15 protein-coding genes are annotated in these 17,565 nt (G+C 36.8%); 7 read left to right on the forward strand and 8 right to left on the reverse strand.

Translation table 11 applies throughout. The annotated features are described in order from the left end of the window. The first annotated feature begins 9 nt into the window (after positions 1-9). Positions 10-1,329 (forward strand): hypothetical protein, encoded by a 1,320-nt coding sequence (locus N3F66_04585; protein MCX8123424.1) that lies wholly within the window; start codon positions 10-12, stop codon positions 1,327-1,329. Here N3F66_04585 and nth read toward each other — a convergent pair. Genes nth through N3F66_04600 form a run of 3 tightly spaced genes read right to left on the reverse strand, consistent with a single transcriptional unit; the run spans position 1,292 to position 3,040 of the window. Further along, on the reverse strand, positions 1,292-1,924 hold the full coding sequence (gene nth, locus N3F66_04590) for an endonuclease III (GenBank protein ID MCX8123425.1): 633 nt from the start codon (positions 1,922-1,924) through the stop codon (positions 1,292-1,294). The two genes, N3F66_04585 and nth, sit on opposite strands and share 38 nt — an antisense overlap. Next, a complete protein-coding gene (locus tag N3F66_04595; protein ID MCX8123426.1) occupies positions 1,917-2,444 on the reverse strand; it encodes a hypothetical protein in 528 nt (175 codons plus the stop codon). Before N3F66_04595 ends, nth begins: the two co-directional genes overlap by 8 nt. A 5-nt stretch (positions 2,445-2,449) precedes the next feature. Next, positions 2,450-3,040 (reverse strand): XTP/dITP diphosphatase, encoded by a 591-nt coding sequence (locus tag N3F66_04600; GenBank protein ID MCX8123427.1) that lies wholly within the window; start codon positions 3,038-3,040, stop codon positions 2,450-2,452. Positions 3,041-3,262: 222 nt separating this feature from the next. Between N3F66_04600 and N3F66_04605 the strand changes: the two genes are divergently transcribed. The 5 genes from N3F66_04605 (at position 3,263) to N3F66_04625 (ending at position 9,801) form a co-directional block, all read left to right on the forward strand. Beyond that, entirely contained in the window at positions 3,263-3,937 is a 675-nt protein-coding gene (locus N3F66_04605) for a hypothetical protein (GenBank protein MCX8123428.1), read from the forward strand. 13 nt (positions 3,938-3,950) lie between these two features. Beyond that, the gene (locus tag N3F66_04610; GenBank protein ID MCX8123429.1) at positions 3,951-5,993 is read left to right on the forward strand and encodes an ATP-binding protein; all 2,043 of its coding nucleotides are present in this window, start codon (positions 3,951-3,953) and stop codon (positions 5,991-5,993) included. 105 nt (positions 5,994-6,098) lie between these two features. Continuing rightward, on the forward strand, positions 6,099-6,458 hold the full coding sequence (locus tag N3F66_04615; GenBank protein ID MCX8123430.1) for a response regulator: 360 nt from the start codon (positions 6,099-6,101) through the stop codon (positions 6,456-6,458). Continuing rightward, a complete protein-coding gene (gene glgC / locus N3F66_04620; GenBank protein ID MCX8123431.1) occupies positions 6,459-7,679 on the forward strand; it encodes a glucose-1-phosphate adenylyltransferase in 1,221 nt (406 codons plus the stop codon). 64 nt (positions 7,680-7,743) lie between these two features. After that, positions 7,744-9,801, forward strand: coding sequence for a DUF1926 domain-containing protein (locus tag N3F66_04625; protein ID MCX8123432.1), 2,058 nt, complete (start codon positions 7,744-7,746; stop codon positions 9,799-9,801). Between the two features lie 49 nt (positions 9,802-9,850). On the opposite strand, the gene N3F66_04630 is transcribed toward N3F66_04625, so the two are convergent. Together N3F66_04630 and N3F66_04635 are read right to left on the reverse strand one after the other, a co-directional pair. Continuing rightward, positions 9,851-10,216 (reverse strand): hypothetical protein, encoded by a 366-nt coding sequence (locus N3F66_04630; protein ID MCX8123433.1) that lies wholly within the window; start codon positions 10,214-10,216, stop codon positions 9,851-9,853. Between the two features lie 353 nt (positions 10,217-10,569). Further along, positions 10,570-11,790, reverse strand: coding sequence for a hypothetical protein (locus N3F66_04635; protein MCX8123434.1), 1,221 nt, complete (start codon positions 11,788-11,790; stop codon positions 10,570-10,572). A 255-nt stretch (positions 11,791-12,045) separates the two neighbouring features. On the opposite strand from N3F66_04635, the gene N3F66_04640 reads away from it, so the two are divergent. Then, entirely contained in the window at positions 12,046-14,163 is a 2,118-nt protein-coding gene (locus N3F66_04640; GenBank protein ID MCX8123435.1) for a heterodisulfide reductase-related iron-sulfur binding cluster, read from the forward strand. 52 nt (positions 14,164-14,215) lie between these two features. On the opposite strand, the gene N3F66_04645 is transcribed toward N3F66_04640, so the two are convergent. The 3 genes from N3F66_04645 to N3F66_04655 form a co-directional block, all read right to left on the reverse strand. Then, positions 14,216-14,740 carry a gamma carbonic anhydrase family protein gene (locus tag N3F66_04645; GenBank protein ID MCX8123436.1) on the reverse strand — a complete coding sequence of 175 codons (525 nt, stop codon included), beginning with the start codon at positions 14,738-14,740 and terminating at the stop codon, positions 14,216-14,218. A gap of 27 nt (positions 14,741-14,767) precedes the next feature. Further along, the gene (locus N3F66_04650; protein ID MCX8123437.1) at positions 14,768-15,709 is read right to left on the reverse strand and encodes a site-2 protease family protein; all 942 of its coding nucleotides are present in this window, start codon (positions 15,707-15,709) and stop codon (positions 14,768-14,770) included. A 2-nt stretch (positions 15,710-15,711) separates the two neighbouring features. Beyond that, positions 15,712-17,565, reverse strand: a 1,854-nt coding sequence (locus N3F66_04655) for an acetate--CoA ligase family protein (GenBank protein MCX8123438.1), incomplete at its 5' end; no start/stop codon positions are given.

The following is a 17,565-nucleotide window of genomic DNA, read 5'->3' on the forward strand; positions in this document are numbered from 1 at the left end:
TATTCCATTATGGTAATCACATCAGAACAACTCAAACGCCTGGGACTTTTTATAATTCTTTTAATAATTTTATTATTGTATAATGTATATTCTAAATTACATTTTAACTGGTATGGTATTGATATTATTGTCAGATCGTATTCTTTTCTCTTTTCATTTTTATGTATTTTTAATTACACACAATTAGATTTTAAAAGTTACAAGCTACTATATGCTAATCGTTTTCCTAAGTATGCACATATCATTATTTTTTTTGAATCCAGAATTATTCCTTTTTTAATAATATATATTATTGCAGCCCTTCATACATTAATAGACAATATAAATAACAGCAATTGGCCCTATACCGCCTACGTTGGGATACTAGATGGGAGATACACAAATATCATTTTTTATTCATTAATCCTTTTTGCTGTACTTCGTTACAAAGTAAAACCTTTAATTGCAATACCATTGTTTATTGGCGGTTCTATAGCATTTTATATAGTAGACAAGCTTATCTATACTAATCTTATAGCAGGGACAGGTATTGTCATTACAAAACTTATAAAACTTTCTATACTGTCAGGGGTATTAGTATTTGAATTCTTTCAATTAAATATTTTTCAAATAATTGTAATCAGCCTGCTTACCAGTAGCATTATCTTTTCAGGAACTATCGGAACATATTTATTTTTGTATTCTTTTACAAAGCAAGAATCTATTAAAAAGGAAATTCTTTTTAAACTGCTTCGCTATGGAATTCCATTGAATATTAATTATCTAAAACAGTATGTGTTGGAAACACGTAATTACAAAGACTATCAACTATTTATGGTATATTCCACTGAATTAAATATCCCAGTTCATTTTACTGACAAGCAGTGGGAGACGCTTCTCTTTTCTGAAAATATTGAAATGGCTGATGAGGTAGCATCAGTGTTATTAACAAAAAGTATCACTGTATCCTTTGATTCCATCATCGATTATGCATCAAATATGTCATCCAACCAAAATGAAAAATTACAATCTGCTGCTTATTTAGCACGACTGGCTGCCCGTTTTGCTGATGGTAATGAAAAAAAAATAATTAATAGATTTGAACAGGGCAATCTATCATTGCAAATCTGGCTCATGAGTGTAATGGGCTATCACAAAAAAATTATATATCTACCTGTTTTGCTCCCCTACTGTGCCAACAGAAACACAACACTGGCAACTACAGCTTACAGCACTCTGGTACAAATAACCGGCAAAAATCCATCTGTTGAATTAAATTTGCCTACCAATGACCCTCGAGTACTTAACGCGTTTAAAGATTTTTATTTTCATACCGGCAATATAAAATAACCGGGCAACTGCTGCATTTAGGATTGCGAGCAGAACACACTGTTCTCCCATGATATATAAACAGCAAATGCACTTCAATCCAATTTGATCGTGGAATGCTTTCCATTAATTTTTTTTCAATTTCTACAGGCTTTCTTGTTTCTGCATAGCCCATTCTGCTGGCAACACGTGCCACATGGGTATCAACAGGAATTGCCGGAATACCAAAACCAAACGCCAATATAACATTGGCTGATTTCCTTCCTACCCCCGGCAATTTCATCAAATCTTCACGCGTACCAGGAACAACACCATTAAATGTATCAATGATGGTCCTTGCCAGTGTAATAATATGTCTTGCTTTGTTGTGATAAAATCCTGTAGGCTTAATAATTTTTTCAACATCATGTATATCTGCCTGTGCAAGCGAAGCAAAATCAGGATATATGGTAAAAAGTGAAGGTGTAACCATATTAACCTGATTATCTGTAGTCTGTGCAGACAACACTACTGCAACACACAACTGGTATAAATTATTATACCGCAATGGAGGTACAATCTGATAATGCTTCTTTAATATATTAATTATTTTTTTTGATGTTGCTCTGTCAATCATTGGCTATCGATGCTAATAGTGCTTGTGCTTCTTTTTGTCGCGTTTTCAGGGCATTATTGTCTGCTATATCATTATCATTATAATACCATCCACAGATCAATGGTTCAGTGTATTTCATGGTAATGATTGCTCCTAAATCATGTTTTGCATTTAATGTATCATTTTGGCGTAAAAAAAGTTTTGCTCTGAAATAATATGCCTCAAAATGTTTTGGATTTTTTTCGATAGCTAGCGTTAAATAATCTAATGCTTTTTTAGCATCATTCATAAAAAAATGCGCCAATCCTGCTCCAAAAAGAATATCATAATCAACGTAGTTTTTCTGTATCAGCCTTGTAAAATCTAATGCTGCCCATTCATATCTTCTCTTATTTATATTTTCCCATGCATTGACAATGGTTTGATTGATATATGGATCATCAAATCGCCACAAATTTTTATGGCTGATATGCTTTGCTGAAGTACACTGCAAAAACAATAGAGTCATGATGCACAGTAAATACACTATATATTTTTTCATACCTGTTATTCCCTCACAATTTTTTCTAATACATTCTTTATCTTTTTCAAGGCTTGAGCACGATGGCTGATTGAATTTTTCACCTCCAGAGGTAGCTGTGCCATAGTTTTCCCAAACTCCGGTAAATAAAAAACAGGATCATATCCAAAACCCTGATCACCTAAAGGTTCTTTTGTAATAAAACCTTCACACACCCCTTGTTCAATATATTCCCTGCCATCAGGAAAAACTAGTGCCATTACACACACAAAGCGCGCTGTACGCTTATGGTCTGGAACTGTATTCATTTTTTGTAACAGCAGCATATACCTTTCTTCATCTGTTTTCAGGTTGCCATAACGTGCAGAATACACTCCCGGTTCACCATTTAACGCATCCACGATCAGCCCCGAATCATCTGCAAGTGCAGGTAAACCGGTCACCTTACATACATATCTTGCTTTTATTAACGCATTCTCCTCAAACGTTGAGCCTGTTTCTTCTATATCTCCTATGGTAAAATAGTTTTCAAGCGAGGCGAACGTTATTGATGGCAGTCCATACGCCATTATTTCTTTCATTTTTCCCTTATTGCGTGTAGCAACTACAATTTCCATATAAAGTTTCTGCTCCCGGATAATATATTTGCTTACTTATATTAACTATAATTAAATTAATAATAGATACTGTGCTGCTATCATATCTTGTTAACGTCTGTCAAAAGAGGTTCAATATTCTTAAATGCATCAAAAAATAAGTCAATCCAAAATAATAGCATCCAGTATTTTTTATTTATTTTCATTGAAAATTTTCTTATCGTACCATTATAATACCTTGCCATGGAAGATCAGAAGCAGATAAATATTTTAAGAATAGGTGTTGCCAATCTATCTGAACTTGAAGAGATAGTGAAGGCATTCCGCTTGATGAATCAATATGCAAAGCGCAGGCGCTTTGTTGTTTCGCGTGAAGAATTACGAGATATGTATGGGAATATTATAGTTGAAAAAGCACATGATATCAATATATCGGTTGTAAAACTGCTTCAGCGAAACTTCAAGCCTGACAATGATTTTAAAATATTCAGCTCAGATGAGGGGATAGCGATAGTTACTAATACTGAATCACCTAATGCAAAGGAATTTTCGTTACAACTTATAGCCACCATTGAAGGAATAGGCGGGGGAATCTATAAACCATTTATTGATATAGTACCAAGCTTTTATGAACTGTTCAAGTTATTTGAAAAGGGGCTATCGCCAAAAATGGTGGTAGTGGGATATATCCCTATAAAACAGGTTGCTCAAGAGGTTTCCATGTATAATGAAATTAAAAAATATGACCCTTATATTAGAATTCTTGATATTACACATGATGAATTAAAACCAAAATCCTTTTTAAAAGGCGCTGTAACATTCCATTTTGACAATACCCATAAAGTGTGGCAAAGATTTTTAACCAAACTAATTCAGGAATACACTAAACCATATTTTATGGAACAAATTACAAGATAATGTAATTCATAGTATGAAACAAAAGGTACTACAGTATTTTGCCATAACACTTTTCATAACAGTTATATGTTGTAGCATACTTATTTCTATTTTATTGAACTTCATTGCACCATACTCATTTATATTTTATTTAACTATACTCTGTACTATTTTGTTAATTTTTCTTTTTGTTTTTACCATAAAAATACATAAAAACCTCTTTGAAGATCAGATTAAAACATTATACTCAATAATTGAAAACTTTAAAAAAGGGATATTCCAGCATAGTGATGAAAAGATAATTAAGGATGGCCCCTTTGGAGGGCTCTATACACAGTTACTAACAGCTTCAAGAAATATTGAAAACATCATTAAATCACAAAAAAGCGAAATTGAAAAGCTCAGAGAACTGTATACTAACATGATGTTTTCAATGAATGCTTACATAGTTGTGATTGATTTAAATAATACTATCATTTTTACCAATGACTCATTTTTAAATAAATTTCAATACACTCCGCTTGAAGTAACAGGCAAAAATATCTCTGAAATTTTTTATTTTTTAACAGGTACTGTATTACAGGCCATTGACGAGATAAAAAAAAGTCATGAATCAATAGTACTGGAAAAAGCTCACCTTATATCTAATAACCGTATCTCCGTTATTGTCAATATTAAATTGTCGTATATGATTTCAAACAATGAGCCTCAAATAATTATGGTAATGGATGATGTGACAAGCAAAACAAAGCGCGACTACCAGATATCGCTCATTACACGGTTATCAGAACAAATACAAAAAGACGACGTGTTAGATCACGTATTGCGTACTATATTAACTGCTGTAACATCCGGTACAGGACTTGGATTCAATCGTGCTATGCTTTTTTTAAAGGATGAAAAAAATAATGTCCTCTATGGACGAATGGCTGTTGGGCCGGATACTCTTGAAGAGGCATTTTCCATCTGGAGCAGTTTGAGCCCTCAAAAAGATAAAGAAATTTTAAGCAGAGGATTAAATGGTGATGACATCCATGGCAAAAAGTTAAAGGAAAAAGTAGAACATGCTTCTTTTGATTTAAATGAACACACTATTTTCACTGAAGCATTTACATCAGGTGAACCCATTCATGTCCAAGATGCGTACAGAGACCATCGTTTGAATGATGAAATACGATCATTCATGGACGTGAATGAATTTGTTGTTGTTCCTCTTATTGCTTTGAATAAAACTATTGGCATTATCATAGCTGATAACAAATTCAATCAAATGCCAATTACCCAGGATAATGTTGATCTTTTAACTGTATTTGCCTATCAGGCAGCATTATCTATAGAAAGCTATAACAACCTGGAGCTTCTTAAAAAAGAAATGGAAAAAATAAAACAGCGCCAAGAAGCCATAGTTGAATCGGAAAAACTGGCTGCCATTGGCCGTATCGCATCACACATTGCTCACGAAATTAGAAATCCTCTTGTGACTGTTGGTGGATACTCACGCAGGATATTCCAGGATGCTAGTGAAAATCCACCTAATGTACAAAAAATAAAAAAAGCTGCACAGATAATAATGACCGAAACCGAGCGGCTTGAAAAAATTCTTGCAAATGTAATGGATTTCACCAGGCCATCTCCTTTTCTGCTGCGGTTTAATAATATCAATGAAATAATCAAAGATACTGCTTCACTGCTTTCCAATCTTTTCCAGGAAAGGCGCGTGGAGCTATCGCTACAACTTCAGGAAGTACCATTAATCAAATCCGATTTTAACCAGATGAAGCAGGTAATGCTCAATCTCTTGCAAAATGCTTTGGACGCAACTCCACCTTACGGTGTGGTGGAAGTTAAAACGTATGCAGATGACAAATATGTGTACATCGAAGTCAGCGATACAGGTACGGGAATAAATGAAGAAAATATTAATATAATATTTGAACCTTTTTATACAACAAAGACTACTGGAGTTGGTCTTGGCCTTGCAATTGTAAAAAAAATTGTAGTTGATCATAACGGGGAAATAAAAGTAGCTAATAAAGAAAGGGGAGCTGTATTTACAATTTCAATACCTCTGCCATAAAATAGTAAAAGTTTACATGATAGTGTATTAAGATAAAAAAATGTTTTTGCTTTTTTTAAACAATGATGTACCTTAGTTAATAGAAATATACATCAGGAGGTTGTTATGAAAAAAATACTGATTGTTGAAGATGAACAGCATCAACGCGAACTGTATGCAATGGAACTCCAGGAAGAAGGATATGACGTTGACCAGGCAGCAAATGGGAAGGAAGCGGTGGATAAAGTCAAAGCTAATAAATATGATTGTGTAGTGCTAGATATTCGCATGCCCGAAATGGATGGCATTGAAGCACTGGGAAAAATCCTATCACGTGATAAAAAGGTCCCCATTATTATCTATACTGCATATTCCAATTATAAAAGCAATTTTATGACCTGGACAGCAGATGCGTATATTACAAAGTCATCCAATTTAAAAGAACTAAAAGATAAAATCAAAGAACTGGTATCAGCACGAAGCTAAATGGAACTGCAGCAGGCACTGAAAAAAACCCTTGTTTTTATCCTTGCCGGTGGGCAGGGCGAGCGCCTTTACCCTTTAACTAAAGACAGGTCAAAGCCCTCTGTCCATTTTGCAGGCACCTACCGAATTATTGATTTTTCATTGAGTAATTGTATCAATTCTGATTTGAGCCGTATTATAGTGCTGACTCAATACAAATCTTTATCGCTTGACCGCCATATTAAAACAGCATGGAATCTTTATTTCAGGGAGTCGGGAAATTTTATTGATGTTGTCCCACCACAGCAGCGCTATGACGAAAACTGGTATCTGGGGACTGCAGATGCCATATTTCAGAATATATATATCATCGAACATCAAAAACCTCATTATACAGTGATACTATCCGGTGATCATATCTACAAAATGGACTATCGAAAAATGCTTAAATATCATATCCAGAAAAATGCAGATATGACTATTGCCGCATGCGAGATGCCAATAGAAGAAGCCAAGCGCTTTGGAGTTCTTGTAACCGATAGCTCCTTACGGGTAGTTGGTTTTGAAGAAAAACCTGCAAACCCAAAACCAGTCCCCGGAAAACCTGACGTTGCATTTGTTTCCATGGGAATTTATATTTTCACAACTGAAAAACTTGTTCGCTACGTATCTGACGATCATAAGCTGGATAGCACAAAAGACTTTGGTAAAGATATTATCCCGCGTATTTTTGCAACCGAGCGCGTGTTTGCTTACGACTACGTTGCCAACGAAGGAGAGCGCGCTTATTGGCGCGATATAGGTACTATCGCCTCATACTATGAAGCCCATAAGGATATCATATCAGTAACACCCATTCTTAACCTGTATGATAAGGAATGGCCTATTCGTACTTATATGGAACAGTGGCCTCCGGCAAAATTTGTCCACAATGAAGAAGGAAGAAGAGGCATTGCAATCAATTCACTCATAGCCAATGGTGCTATCATAAGCGGTGGATATGTGGAAGAATCGGTTATATCACCCGGTGTAAAAGTTAACAGCTATTCAGAAGTTAGAGGAAGCATTATTATGCATGGGACAACTGTTGGGAGGCATGCTAAAATAAAAAATGCTATCATTGATAAAGATAACCATATACCTGAAAATATGCACATTGGCTACAACCTAGAAGAAGACAAAAGGCACTTTACAGTAACCCCTGAAGGTATTGTTGTAATACCCAAAGGCTATCTGCAATAAATTTATCGTAAACCACATATTTGGTGATAGATTAATTAGATATTATTTTGGGAGGAATTGTTCCGTGGAGTGTAATTTTATATTCTGTCTACACAACCATCAACCTGTTGGGAATTTTGACCATGTGTTTAAATGGGCATATGACGACTGCTACAAAAAAACCCTTGATCTTTTATATCAATATCCTGAGTTTAAATTTGCAATCCACAATTCTGGACCCCTCCTTGAATGGATAGAAGATCATGACCCCACATATTGTGATATGCTATCACAGATGGTACAGCGAGGTCAGGTTGAAATTATTGGCGGTGGATTTTATGAACCTATTTTTTCCATTATAAGCGAAGATGACATCCATGGACATATTGCCCTTATGCAGAATTTCTGCAAAAATCGCTTTGGTGTTGAGCCTGTTGGCTTCTGGACAGCTGAACGTGTATGGGATCCTGATATCCCCCGGCTGGTTTATGACTTTAAATTACAATACACTTTGCTAGATGATATTCATTTCCGTTATGCAGGAATACCTGAAAGTGGCCTGTATGGCTATTACATTACCGAGCGATTACTGAAGCCCCTTAGGGTATTCCCAATTGATAAATTCCTGCGCTATTCAATACCATTCAAATTGCCTCAAGAAACCATAGATTATTTCAAACGTCAATGCGATAGATACGGCAATTGCGCATTTGTATATGGAGATGATGGTGAAAAGTTTGGTGTATGGCCACATACCTATCAATGGGTTTTTGAAGAAAAATGGCTACAAAATTTTATAGAAGCAATTCTAAAAGAAAAATTCATAAATCTTATTCATCCTAAAGATTACATTAAGCAGTACCCACCCATAGACAGAGTATATCTCACTCAGGGCAGCTACTATGAAATGTCTGAATGGGCTCTGCCTGCTGAAAGTGCTGCAGAACTTGTAAGGATTCATAATGAAATTAAATCTGCTGGCAGGGAAAAAGAATTTTATCCATTTTTAAAAGGTGGTGTGTGGAACAATTTTTTAAACAAATATCCTGAATCAAATGCCATAAATAAACGCACCCTCTATCTTTCTCGTGAGATCATAAGTCATGAAATGAAAACAGGAAAAGACCTTTCTAAAGCAAAAATTGAAATATATAAAGCACAATGCAATTGTGCCTACTGGCATGGGCTTTTTGGCGGTATCTATCTCACACACCTCCGAGGTGCACTGTATGAACATATTTGTGCCAGCGAAGAAATTCTCTTCACCCATAAGAAGATAGACAAACCTGAGATAATTGCAAATGATTTCCGCAATGAAGGCTCAGATCAGATCTTCATGCGCAACAGTTCATGTAGTATTCTTGTTAATCCATCATTTGGTGCTTCAATTTCTGAATTTAGCAACCGTACAAAAAGAGTGAATGCGTTTGATGTTATTGCACGCCGAAAGGAAGCATACCATCAAATATTAGAACAACTGAATGAAGACGATCTTAACAATGATTCAGTAAAATCCATCCATGATATGGTAATGGTAAAAGAAAAAGGACTGAAGCGCTACCTTGTGTACGATAGCTCTCGCCGATACTCATGCAAAGAACTTTTATTTACATCAATGCCCTCAGCAGAAGAACTTATGTTCAATACAATACGTTATACGGATTGCTCACAGTATCCTTATGCATATTCAATCACAAATAATAGTATTATATGCGATAGCACATGCTCTCCATTGCCAGCAATAACAAAAACTATTACCATCCACGATATTGATCCAATTGTTACTGTACATTACACAATAAGCAAATATAGTGGTATTCTGGGAATAGAATGCAATGTCAATATGCGTGCTCCACATGCAAAGGAATGCTACTATAGCATTGAAGGGCTGAGTGAAGAAGATTCATATCTGGACAGTATTGGCAAATCTGAAAATATTTCGCAGTGTGCAATTGTTGATAATAACCGTAACGTCACATTCAACTTACAGATTAGTAAGCCAGTAACTTTACTTCGCTATCCTTTATACACCGTTTCACAATCTGACTCTGGTTTTGAGAAAAACTATCAGGGAAGTTGCATTGTGTTATGTATAAATGTGGATAGTACCCTGGAGATTGATCTTACAATGTCTCTGCTATGATTATATGCTTTATGATACTATTTATAAAAAAAGTAATTGCGTATAAACTTTATTTTTCCTTTTCTTCTTTGTTCATCTCCTGTAGAACTGCTTTTTGAACCTGCTGATAATGCCGGGGCGAGTGCATTACAAGCGTTGTAAAGATATATTCATCCTTATGCTGCATGAGCGCATTGACATGTGCAACCAGGTCTTTTATCTCAAAATCAGAGCGTACTATCTTTTGCTGTATATCATTAGTGACTATCTCCTGAATGAAATTATAATGAGCTTTAACAAATTCTATTGCATGCTCTTTTTCAGGAGTGTTTGGTTTATAATTAGCCAGAGCCTTTATTATATTATCACTGGTCAAGATTGATGTTATCTCATCCATAACTAATATACGTTCAGGCTGCTTTTCTTGCGTTCCCATCGAAAGCTCCTACTAAAATAGAATTTCAAAAACGTCATTCTGTGCTTGATACGGAATAGTATGTATTAATTAATTGATTCATGAATCAACCCGTTTATATACATTTAGAATTCATGATGATTTACTATACATATTTCCATCATGTTTGAACCACTACTCACAGTGTTGTGTATAACTTCTTTGAATATATTATCATATTTTTTTTCATATAGATTCTGTTAAGTCTAAAAAGTGCTCTCCATCGCTATGTGCATTTCTCTTTATACTAATCATACAAAAAAACAAATTGTCAACAAAAATTAAGGGCAGTGCTAACCACTGCCCTTATACCATCGTATCTAGTATATTATACTTTACATCTTCTGCACAAGCATCATTATTTTATTGGGATATGTTTCCTTAATTTCTATTTTAAACCCTATACTATTTGCTTTACCTACAAGTTCATCAGCTAAATCTGTTGTTTTACCTGCAAATTCAACATCAATTTTGGACTGCTTACCAGCCTGCCCTCTCACATACACTTTTTGAATTCCTCGTATCCTGTTCTGCAAGATATCCCTGAACTTTGTTAGGCCATTGTAATCCAATCCAACAATGTTTAGCGTTATCATTCTGTGAGTTGCTGCAAGCAAAAACTTTTTGGTTATCTGATTCATAAAAGGCCCGGATTTAAACTTTCCCGTTTCCTCGTCAGTATTGCCTAAAATCTTCACCAGAGCACGCTGGATAGCAATCTTGGAAGCAGTTGCATCGTCAATATGAGCACCTGGCATATTAACACTTGTTGAAGCCAGAATGCTGCCAGTATACACATCAATTGCTTTTAAATTGAGGATTGCCTGTTTTGATTTCATATTAGCCGAATACTGTTTTAGTACTGCTGACTGATCTGATGTCTTTACATCACCAACAATTATACATTCGGCTCCAACATCATCCAGCAATAATTCCTGTACATTCCCTCCAACCTGGCCCTGCATAGCCTGCATCATCTTTGCTCTGTCTTTTTTAATAAGTTGCTGCACAGTTGCTGCATCAACAAATTCAAAACCGGCATTCTGCATAATTTCCATCATCGTAAGTTCTGTTACGGTAAAACCAGGTTCATTTTGCTGCCCTTCAAATGTTTCACGCACCAAAATCATGAATTTGGGGCGGCCATAATTTTTTAATGTTGCTTCAATAGTATCATTGACTGCCTGTGGGTATACTTCGCCATATATTCTTACAGTATAAGCACCTTCCTGTGACCCTTCTTTAATAACCCTCCAGTTGCGCACCATGCCGGTTGATTTTGCTTCAACAATTGATTCTACAAGTGCAAAATCCTCAACTAAAGCACGGCCTTCAATAGTTGTCCCCAATTTCATTTTAACAAGCTTATTCATGGCATCATCAATTGCCCTGTCCCGTGCAAGGGCAATATCATTATCAAAAATCGCAGCAAATCCATCTGCTTCACCACACATTTCACATTCAGCTTTTGATGGCTTCTGCTGTGGTTTGGAACCACCACAAGCAACAAAAGAAATAATTACTACAAGCGTAATTAGGAAAACATATCGTTTCATAGTTGAACCTCGTATTTTGTAATAATATATTATATATAGATATTTGTATAGAAGATACAATACAATATTTCAATGAGCAAGTCAAACTATTTTTACTATATCATCACACATATAATAATTGAAATCACAGATTGCTTATCAGTTGTGGTGTTGTTACTATTTTATTTAAAATAGTGTTGACAAGGACTTCAACTGTTAAAGTATTGTTGTAAAATGTATATGTGCAATTATTTTCAAGGGTAAGGAGGGTTATTCATGAGCCTTTCAAGTTTATACGACCTGCCTGTCGACCAGATAACCAGGGAATCTTACTTTAACGTTGGTGGCATGCATGGTTTCATGAGATGGGGTGTTTATATCTTTTTAGTTATTGCAGGTGTATATATTCTGTATAGTTTAATTCAAAGAGTGAGAATCTGGAGAAAGGGTAAACCAGAACTGAGAACCGATTTTCACGAAAAAAGAATTATAGCGCTCATTAAATATGTATTTCTTCAGAAAAAAGTACTCAGGGAAAGCTATGCAGGTATAATGCATGCTTGCCTTTTCTATGGTTTTGTTGGATTATTCATTGTAACGCTCATCTTGCTAGTTCAAGAAGACGTGACCGAGCTTTTCTTCCATTTCAAATTCTTGGTGGGTGACACTTATCTACTTTGGTCACTTGCAGGAGATGTATTTGGCGTTGCAGTTATTGTTGGACTGGTAATGGCATTCTGGCGCCGGTACAAGGTCAAGCCAAGTCGTCTTGATACCAAGCCAATTGACACCTTTGCGCTGGTACTCATTGCTTTTATTATCCTCACTGGGTTTATGAATGAAGCTCTGAGAATTGCAATTACTGGTTTTCCCAAATTTGAAGTATGGTCACCAGTAGGGTATACTCTGGCTCATCTATTTGGCTGGCTCAGCATACCCACTCTTGAAGTAACTCACTATATCAACTGGTGGCTTCACATGATAGGAGCTTTTACATTTATCGGGCTCATAGCAACTGATAAATTAGGCCATGTGCTTATTACCATGCTTAATGTATACTTCCAGAATCTTGACAATGAAAACCCAAAAACAAAGTTTGCAATGCCGGTTATTAGCCCACAGGAGTTTGAAACGGCTGAATCATTTGGAGTAGGGACAGTTGAACATTTTACCTGGAAACAACTCATGGATGGTGATGCATGCACTCGTTGCGGCCGATGTCAGGATAATTGCCCTGCATATCTTACTGAAAAGCCTCTATCGCCCAAGAAGATAATAAATGATGTTAAAGCTGCAATGGATGACCGCATTCCAAAACTTCTTGTAGCTCAAGACCCTGCTCAAGTCCAGTCCAAAGCATTAATTGGGGAATATGTACAAGAAGATGAGATATGGTCATGTACAAACTGTGCTGCATGTATGGAAAACTGCCCTGTTCAGATAGAGCACGTGCCAAAAATAAATGACATGCGCCGTTATCAGGTACTCATGGAAGGCAAAATGGCACCTGAACTACAGACTTCATTTAGCAACATGGAAAATAACTCCAATCCTTACGGCTTTGCATTTGCAGCCCGTGGTGACTGGGTCACTGAAGATTTAGGAGTTAAAACATTAGCTGAAGATCCCGATGTTGATTTCCTCTACTATGTGGGTTGCGCCGCATCATACGACAAGCGTAACCAAAAAGTGGCGATAGCTCTATGTAAAATACTTAAGGCTGCAGGATACAAAGTTGGCATCCTTGGTGCAGAAGAAGCCTGTTGTGGTGACTCTGCAATGCGTGCAGGGAATGAATACTTATTCCACTCACTGGCTACCCAGAATCTTGAAACATTCAAAAACTACGGCGTGAAGAAGATAATTACGACATGTCCACACGGATACAACATGCTTAAGAAAGAATATCCAAAGTTTGCTAAAGTTGGTGTTGATTCAAGTGGTAATCCATTAGAAGCAAATTACGAAGTGTATCATCACACTGAGGTAATCATGGATCTTATCAAATTAGGGAAGATACGTTTAACAAAGCCTCTTAATGAAACTATTACATACCATGATTCCTGCTTCCTTGGAAGATACAATGATATCTATGATCAACCGCGAAATATAATAAAAGCAATACCAGGTACCAACTTTGTTGAAATGAGCAGAAACCATGAACGCAGCTTCTGCTGTGGTGCTGGTGGCGCACGCATGTGGATTGAGGAGCATTTAGGTACTCGTATAAATCAATTCAGAACAAAAGATGCCCATGCAACCGGTGCAACCAAAATTGGTACCGCCTGCCCATTCTGTTTGACCATGCTTTCTGACGGTGCAAATGAACTTGATATTCAGAATCTTCAAACATTTGACCTGGCAGAATATGTCTGGGAATCAATGGAAAAATAAATTTGATAGTACGTTTTAAAAAGGCGTCGCTAAAAAGCGGCGCCTTTTTTATTTAATCTATCCTTTTAAACGACTGCGGATATTGGTAGGTTAAATCAATATATACCTGTTTGCCAGCATTCCAGATATCAATATGCTTTTGCATGACATCTCCTATCTCTTTGGCAGGAACTCCCCCATATATTTTATATCCAGGTATTTTCTGCTTGCTGACCACAAGAGCATGTTCGGCAATGATAGCCCACTCGCCTATCTCTGCATTATCACTTAAAGTTGAATGCATTCCTATGACTGCATTGTCCATTATTGTTGAACCATGGATCATGACCATATGACCAACAGTAACGCGATTTCCAATCTGGACAAGCTGCATGGGTCTTGCGTGAATCATGCATATTTCTTCTATTGCTGTTTCATCACCTATTATTATTGTGCCATAGTCCCCACGAATAACAGCACCAAATCCAATGTAGCACCGTTTTCCTATCCGCACATCTCCAATAATTTCTGCCGACGGTGCAATCCATGAGCCTTCCCCAATTGTTGGCTTCCTGCCATTAATCTCATACAATGGCATGCATTCCTCCTTAAAACATTATATTGTTTACTGCCCAAGAATACTTACTGGTTTAGGAATAAATGTAAGTATAAAAATTACCATACATATATAGCCTATAACACGCTCACAATTGTTCAAAGGTATACCATCAGGGATATAGGGATGCCCTACCATGAGTAATGTTAGAGTAAGAATTATCCATACTACCCAACCAGGCCATAGAATCGCCAAAAAAAATAATAATATAAAAAAAATCCAGCCTGCATATCGTTGTTTTTCACCAAACAATGCATAAATGATATGGCTTCCATCAAGCTGTCCAATGGGCATAAGATTTAAATTAGTAACAAGAAAACCAATCCATCCTGCCCATGCAAGTGGTGATAGATGTACATCATTGCCGGGTGGGATTGTCCCGTGAATTATTTTTGTAAGGATATAATAAAGCATGGAATCCCCAAATACTGGGATAATATCATTTGCAGCTGGTTGCGGTAACGGCAAAACTTTTGACTGATACAGACCAATTATTGTTACAATGCAGCTAATTATAAAACCTGAAAGTGGCCCCATTGCACCAATATACAGTAATGCACGTTTGTCAGGTATCGGCGACTTAATACGTATCACCGCACCCATTGTACCAATTATAGAAGGAAATGGAATAAAATAGGGTGGTGTTGCAACCACATTAAAATGGCGTGCAGCAAAGTAATGTCCCATTTCGTGAGCAAGTAAAATACCTAATAACGAAACTGAGAAAGGCAAACCGTTAATAATTATATCAATCAGTGAATCACCACCACTTGAGCCAGCAATAGATGTTGTTATAAACGTAGTAACAAAAAGAGTAATGATAACACCCCACTTTGGAGTGTAGTCGGGATCATAGCGTGGAACCACAATTCTGCGTTCCATATTCAGTGCTTCAAAATAGCGCACCAGTAACACTCTAATTTTTTTAGATAGTGGCAACTTTTCTTCCATAGTTATTTACTCAACACCACAAGTGCATCAATTACCACAGGTTTTGAATCACTGATAATAATTGGATTGCAATCTATCTCCGATATTTCTGGATGCAATAAAGGAATAGTACTTAGAATCTGTAACAATCGTGCTAAAGCAGGTATATCTACTTCTTTTTCATTCCTGAATTTTCCAAGAAGCACTTTTGCTTTTATATCGCCAATCATCTCCATGGCATCACGTGTTGTAAGCGGTGCAACTCTGAAGGTAACATCTTTCAATGCTTCTGTGAAAATACCACCCAAACCAAAAAGTATAGCCTTCCCAAATCCTTCCTGACTTATAGCTCCTGCCATAAACTCACGTTTCCCCTCTACTAAAGGGTATACAATAACAGGTGTGGCAAATCCTGCCCGCTTTTGAATTTCTGCAAAGGCAATCTGTGCCTCCTTGCTATCTTTAACAGGAAGTATCACAAGCCCTTTTTCGGTCTTGTGCATAATATCAGGGTGACATGCTTTCATTACTACTGGGAAACGTAAAGAAGTTATAACTGAATGTAATTCATCCTCATTTTTAATTAGTTTTTCATCAGGAATTGGAATGCCATACAGTGATAACAACATTTTTGCTTCATGTTCATCAAGCGCTTTCTGCTTGTTCTTTAATGCTTTTGTGATGATTGTAACAGCTTCTTGATTCACTGCAGGCAACAAAGCCTTTTCATAAGGAAGCCGCTCTGTTACTTCTTTATACCGTAAAAGCACTGCTAATGCTTTTGCAGCTTTTTCCGGTGAATCACATACCGCAATTCCTTTTTCCTGCATTGCAACAGTAAAATCATCTTGATAATCAAAAAAAGATGACATAACAACCGGTATTCCATATTTATAGGGAATAGTGCCAGGTGTTTCAAGATCACTGGGAAGTAATCCTAAAATCTCATCAGGTTTATTGAGATTCAAAACTTCCTTTATGTGAGGGAATATGCATTCAACAAACCCTTTTCTGAAAGCTCCATGGATGCACAGTGCATCAACTTCTCCACTCTGAATAGCCAGTTCAGGTATTTTTATAGTTAATACATCAAGATCAAGATTAAACGTAATATCTACTGGATTCCCCGCTGGAGCATGGGGCGGTATCATTGGTTTAATTTTTTCCTGTAAGCTTGTACTGAATTGAGGAATGACAAATCCCTCTTTTTCACATGTATTTGCCATTGAAGTGCCAGGTCCTCCCGAATTAGTGATTATACCCACACGTTTTCCTTTGAGCCTGGGTTGTGTTGCCAGTACATGACCATGTAGATACAATTCTTCCACTGAATGAACTCGTATAATGCCAGCTTGCTTAAACAGCCCTTCATACAGATAATCAGGGCCAGCCATGGCTCCGGTATGGCTTGAGCCAGCTCGTGCACCGGCACTTGAACCTCCAACATATTGAGCAATTACCGGTTTATGTGGTGTTATGCGTGAGGCAACCTCAAGAAATCGAGGTACATCCCGTATGCCTTCAATATATAATGAAATTGCTTTAGTCTGCTCATCATTGCCTAAATATTCAAGGGCATCAATAATAGATATATCAGCCTCATTACCCACGCTTAACGCCTTACTGAAACGAATGCCATGATTCTGCAGATACATGATTGACTGCGTAATATATGTGCCACTTTGCGACGCAAACCCCAAATGGCCAGGCTTTGCGGTATACGCCATAACTGTTGTATTGAGAGCTATCTCTGAATTAATAACCCCCATGCAGTTTGGCCCAAGAAAACGAATGCCATACTTTTGAGCTATCGCTTTTACTTTTTCTTCTAGTTGCTTGCCTTCCTGCCCCACCTCTTTAAAGCCAGCACTTATGAT

It is taken from the genome of Spirochaetota bacterium, assembly GCA_026414805.1.
Lineage (GTDB): Bacteria > Spirochaetota > UBA4802 > UBA4802 > UB4802 > UBA4802.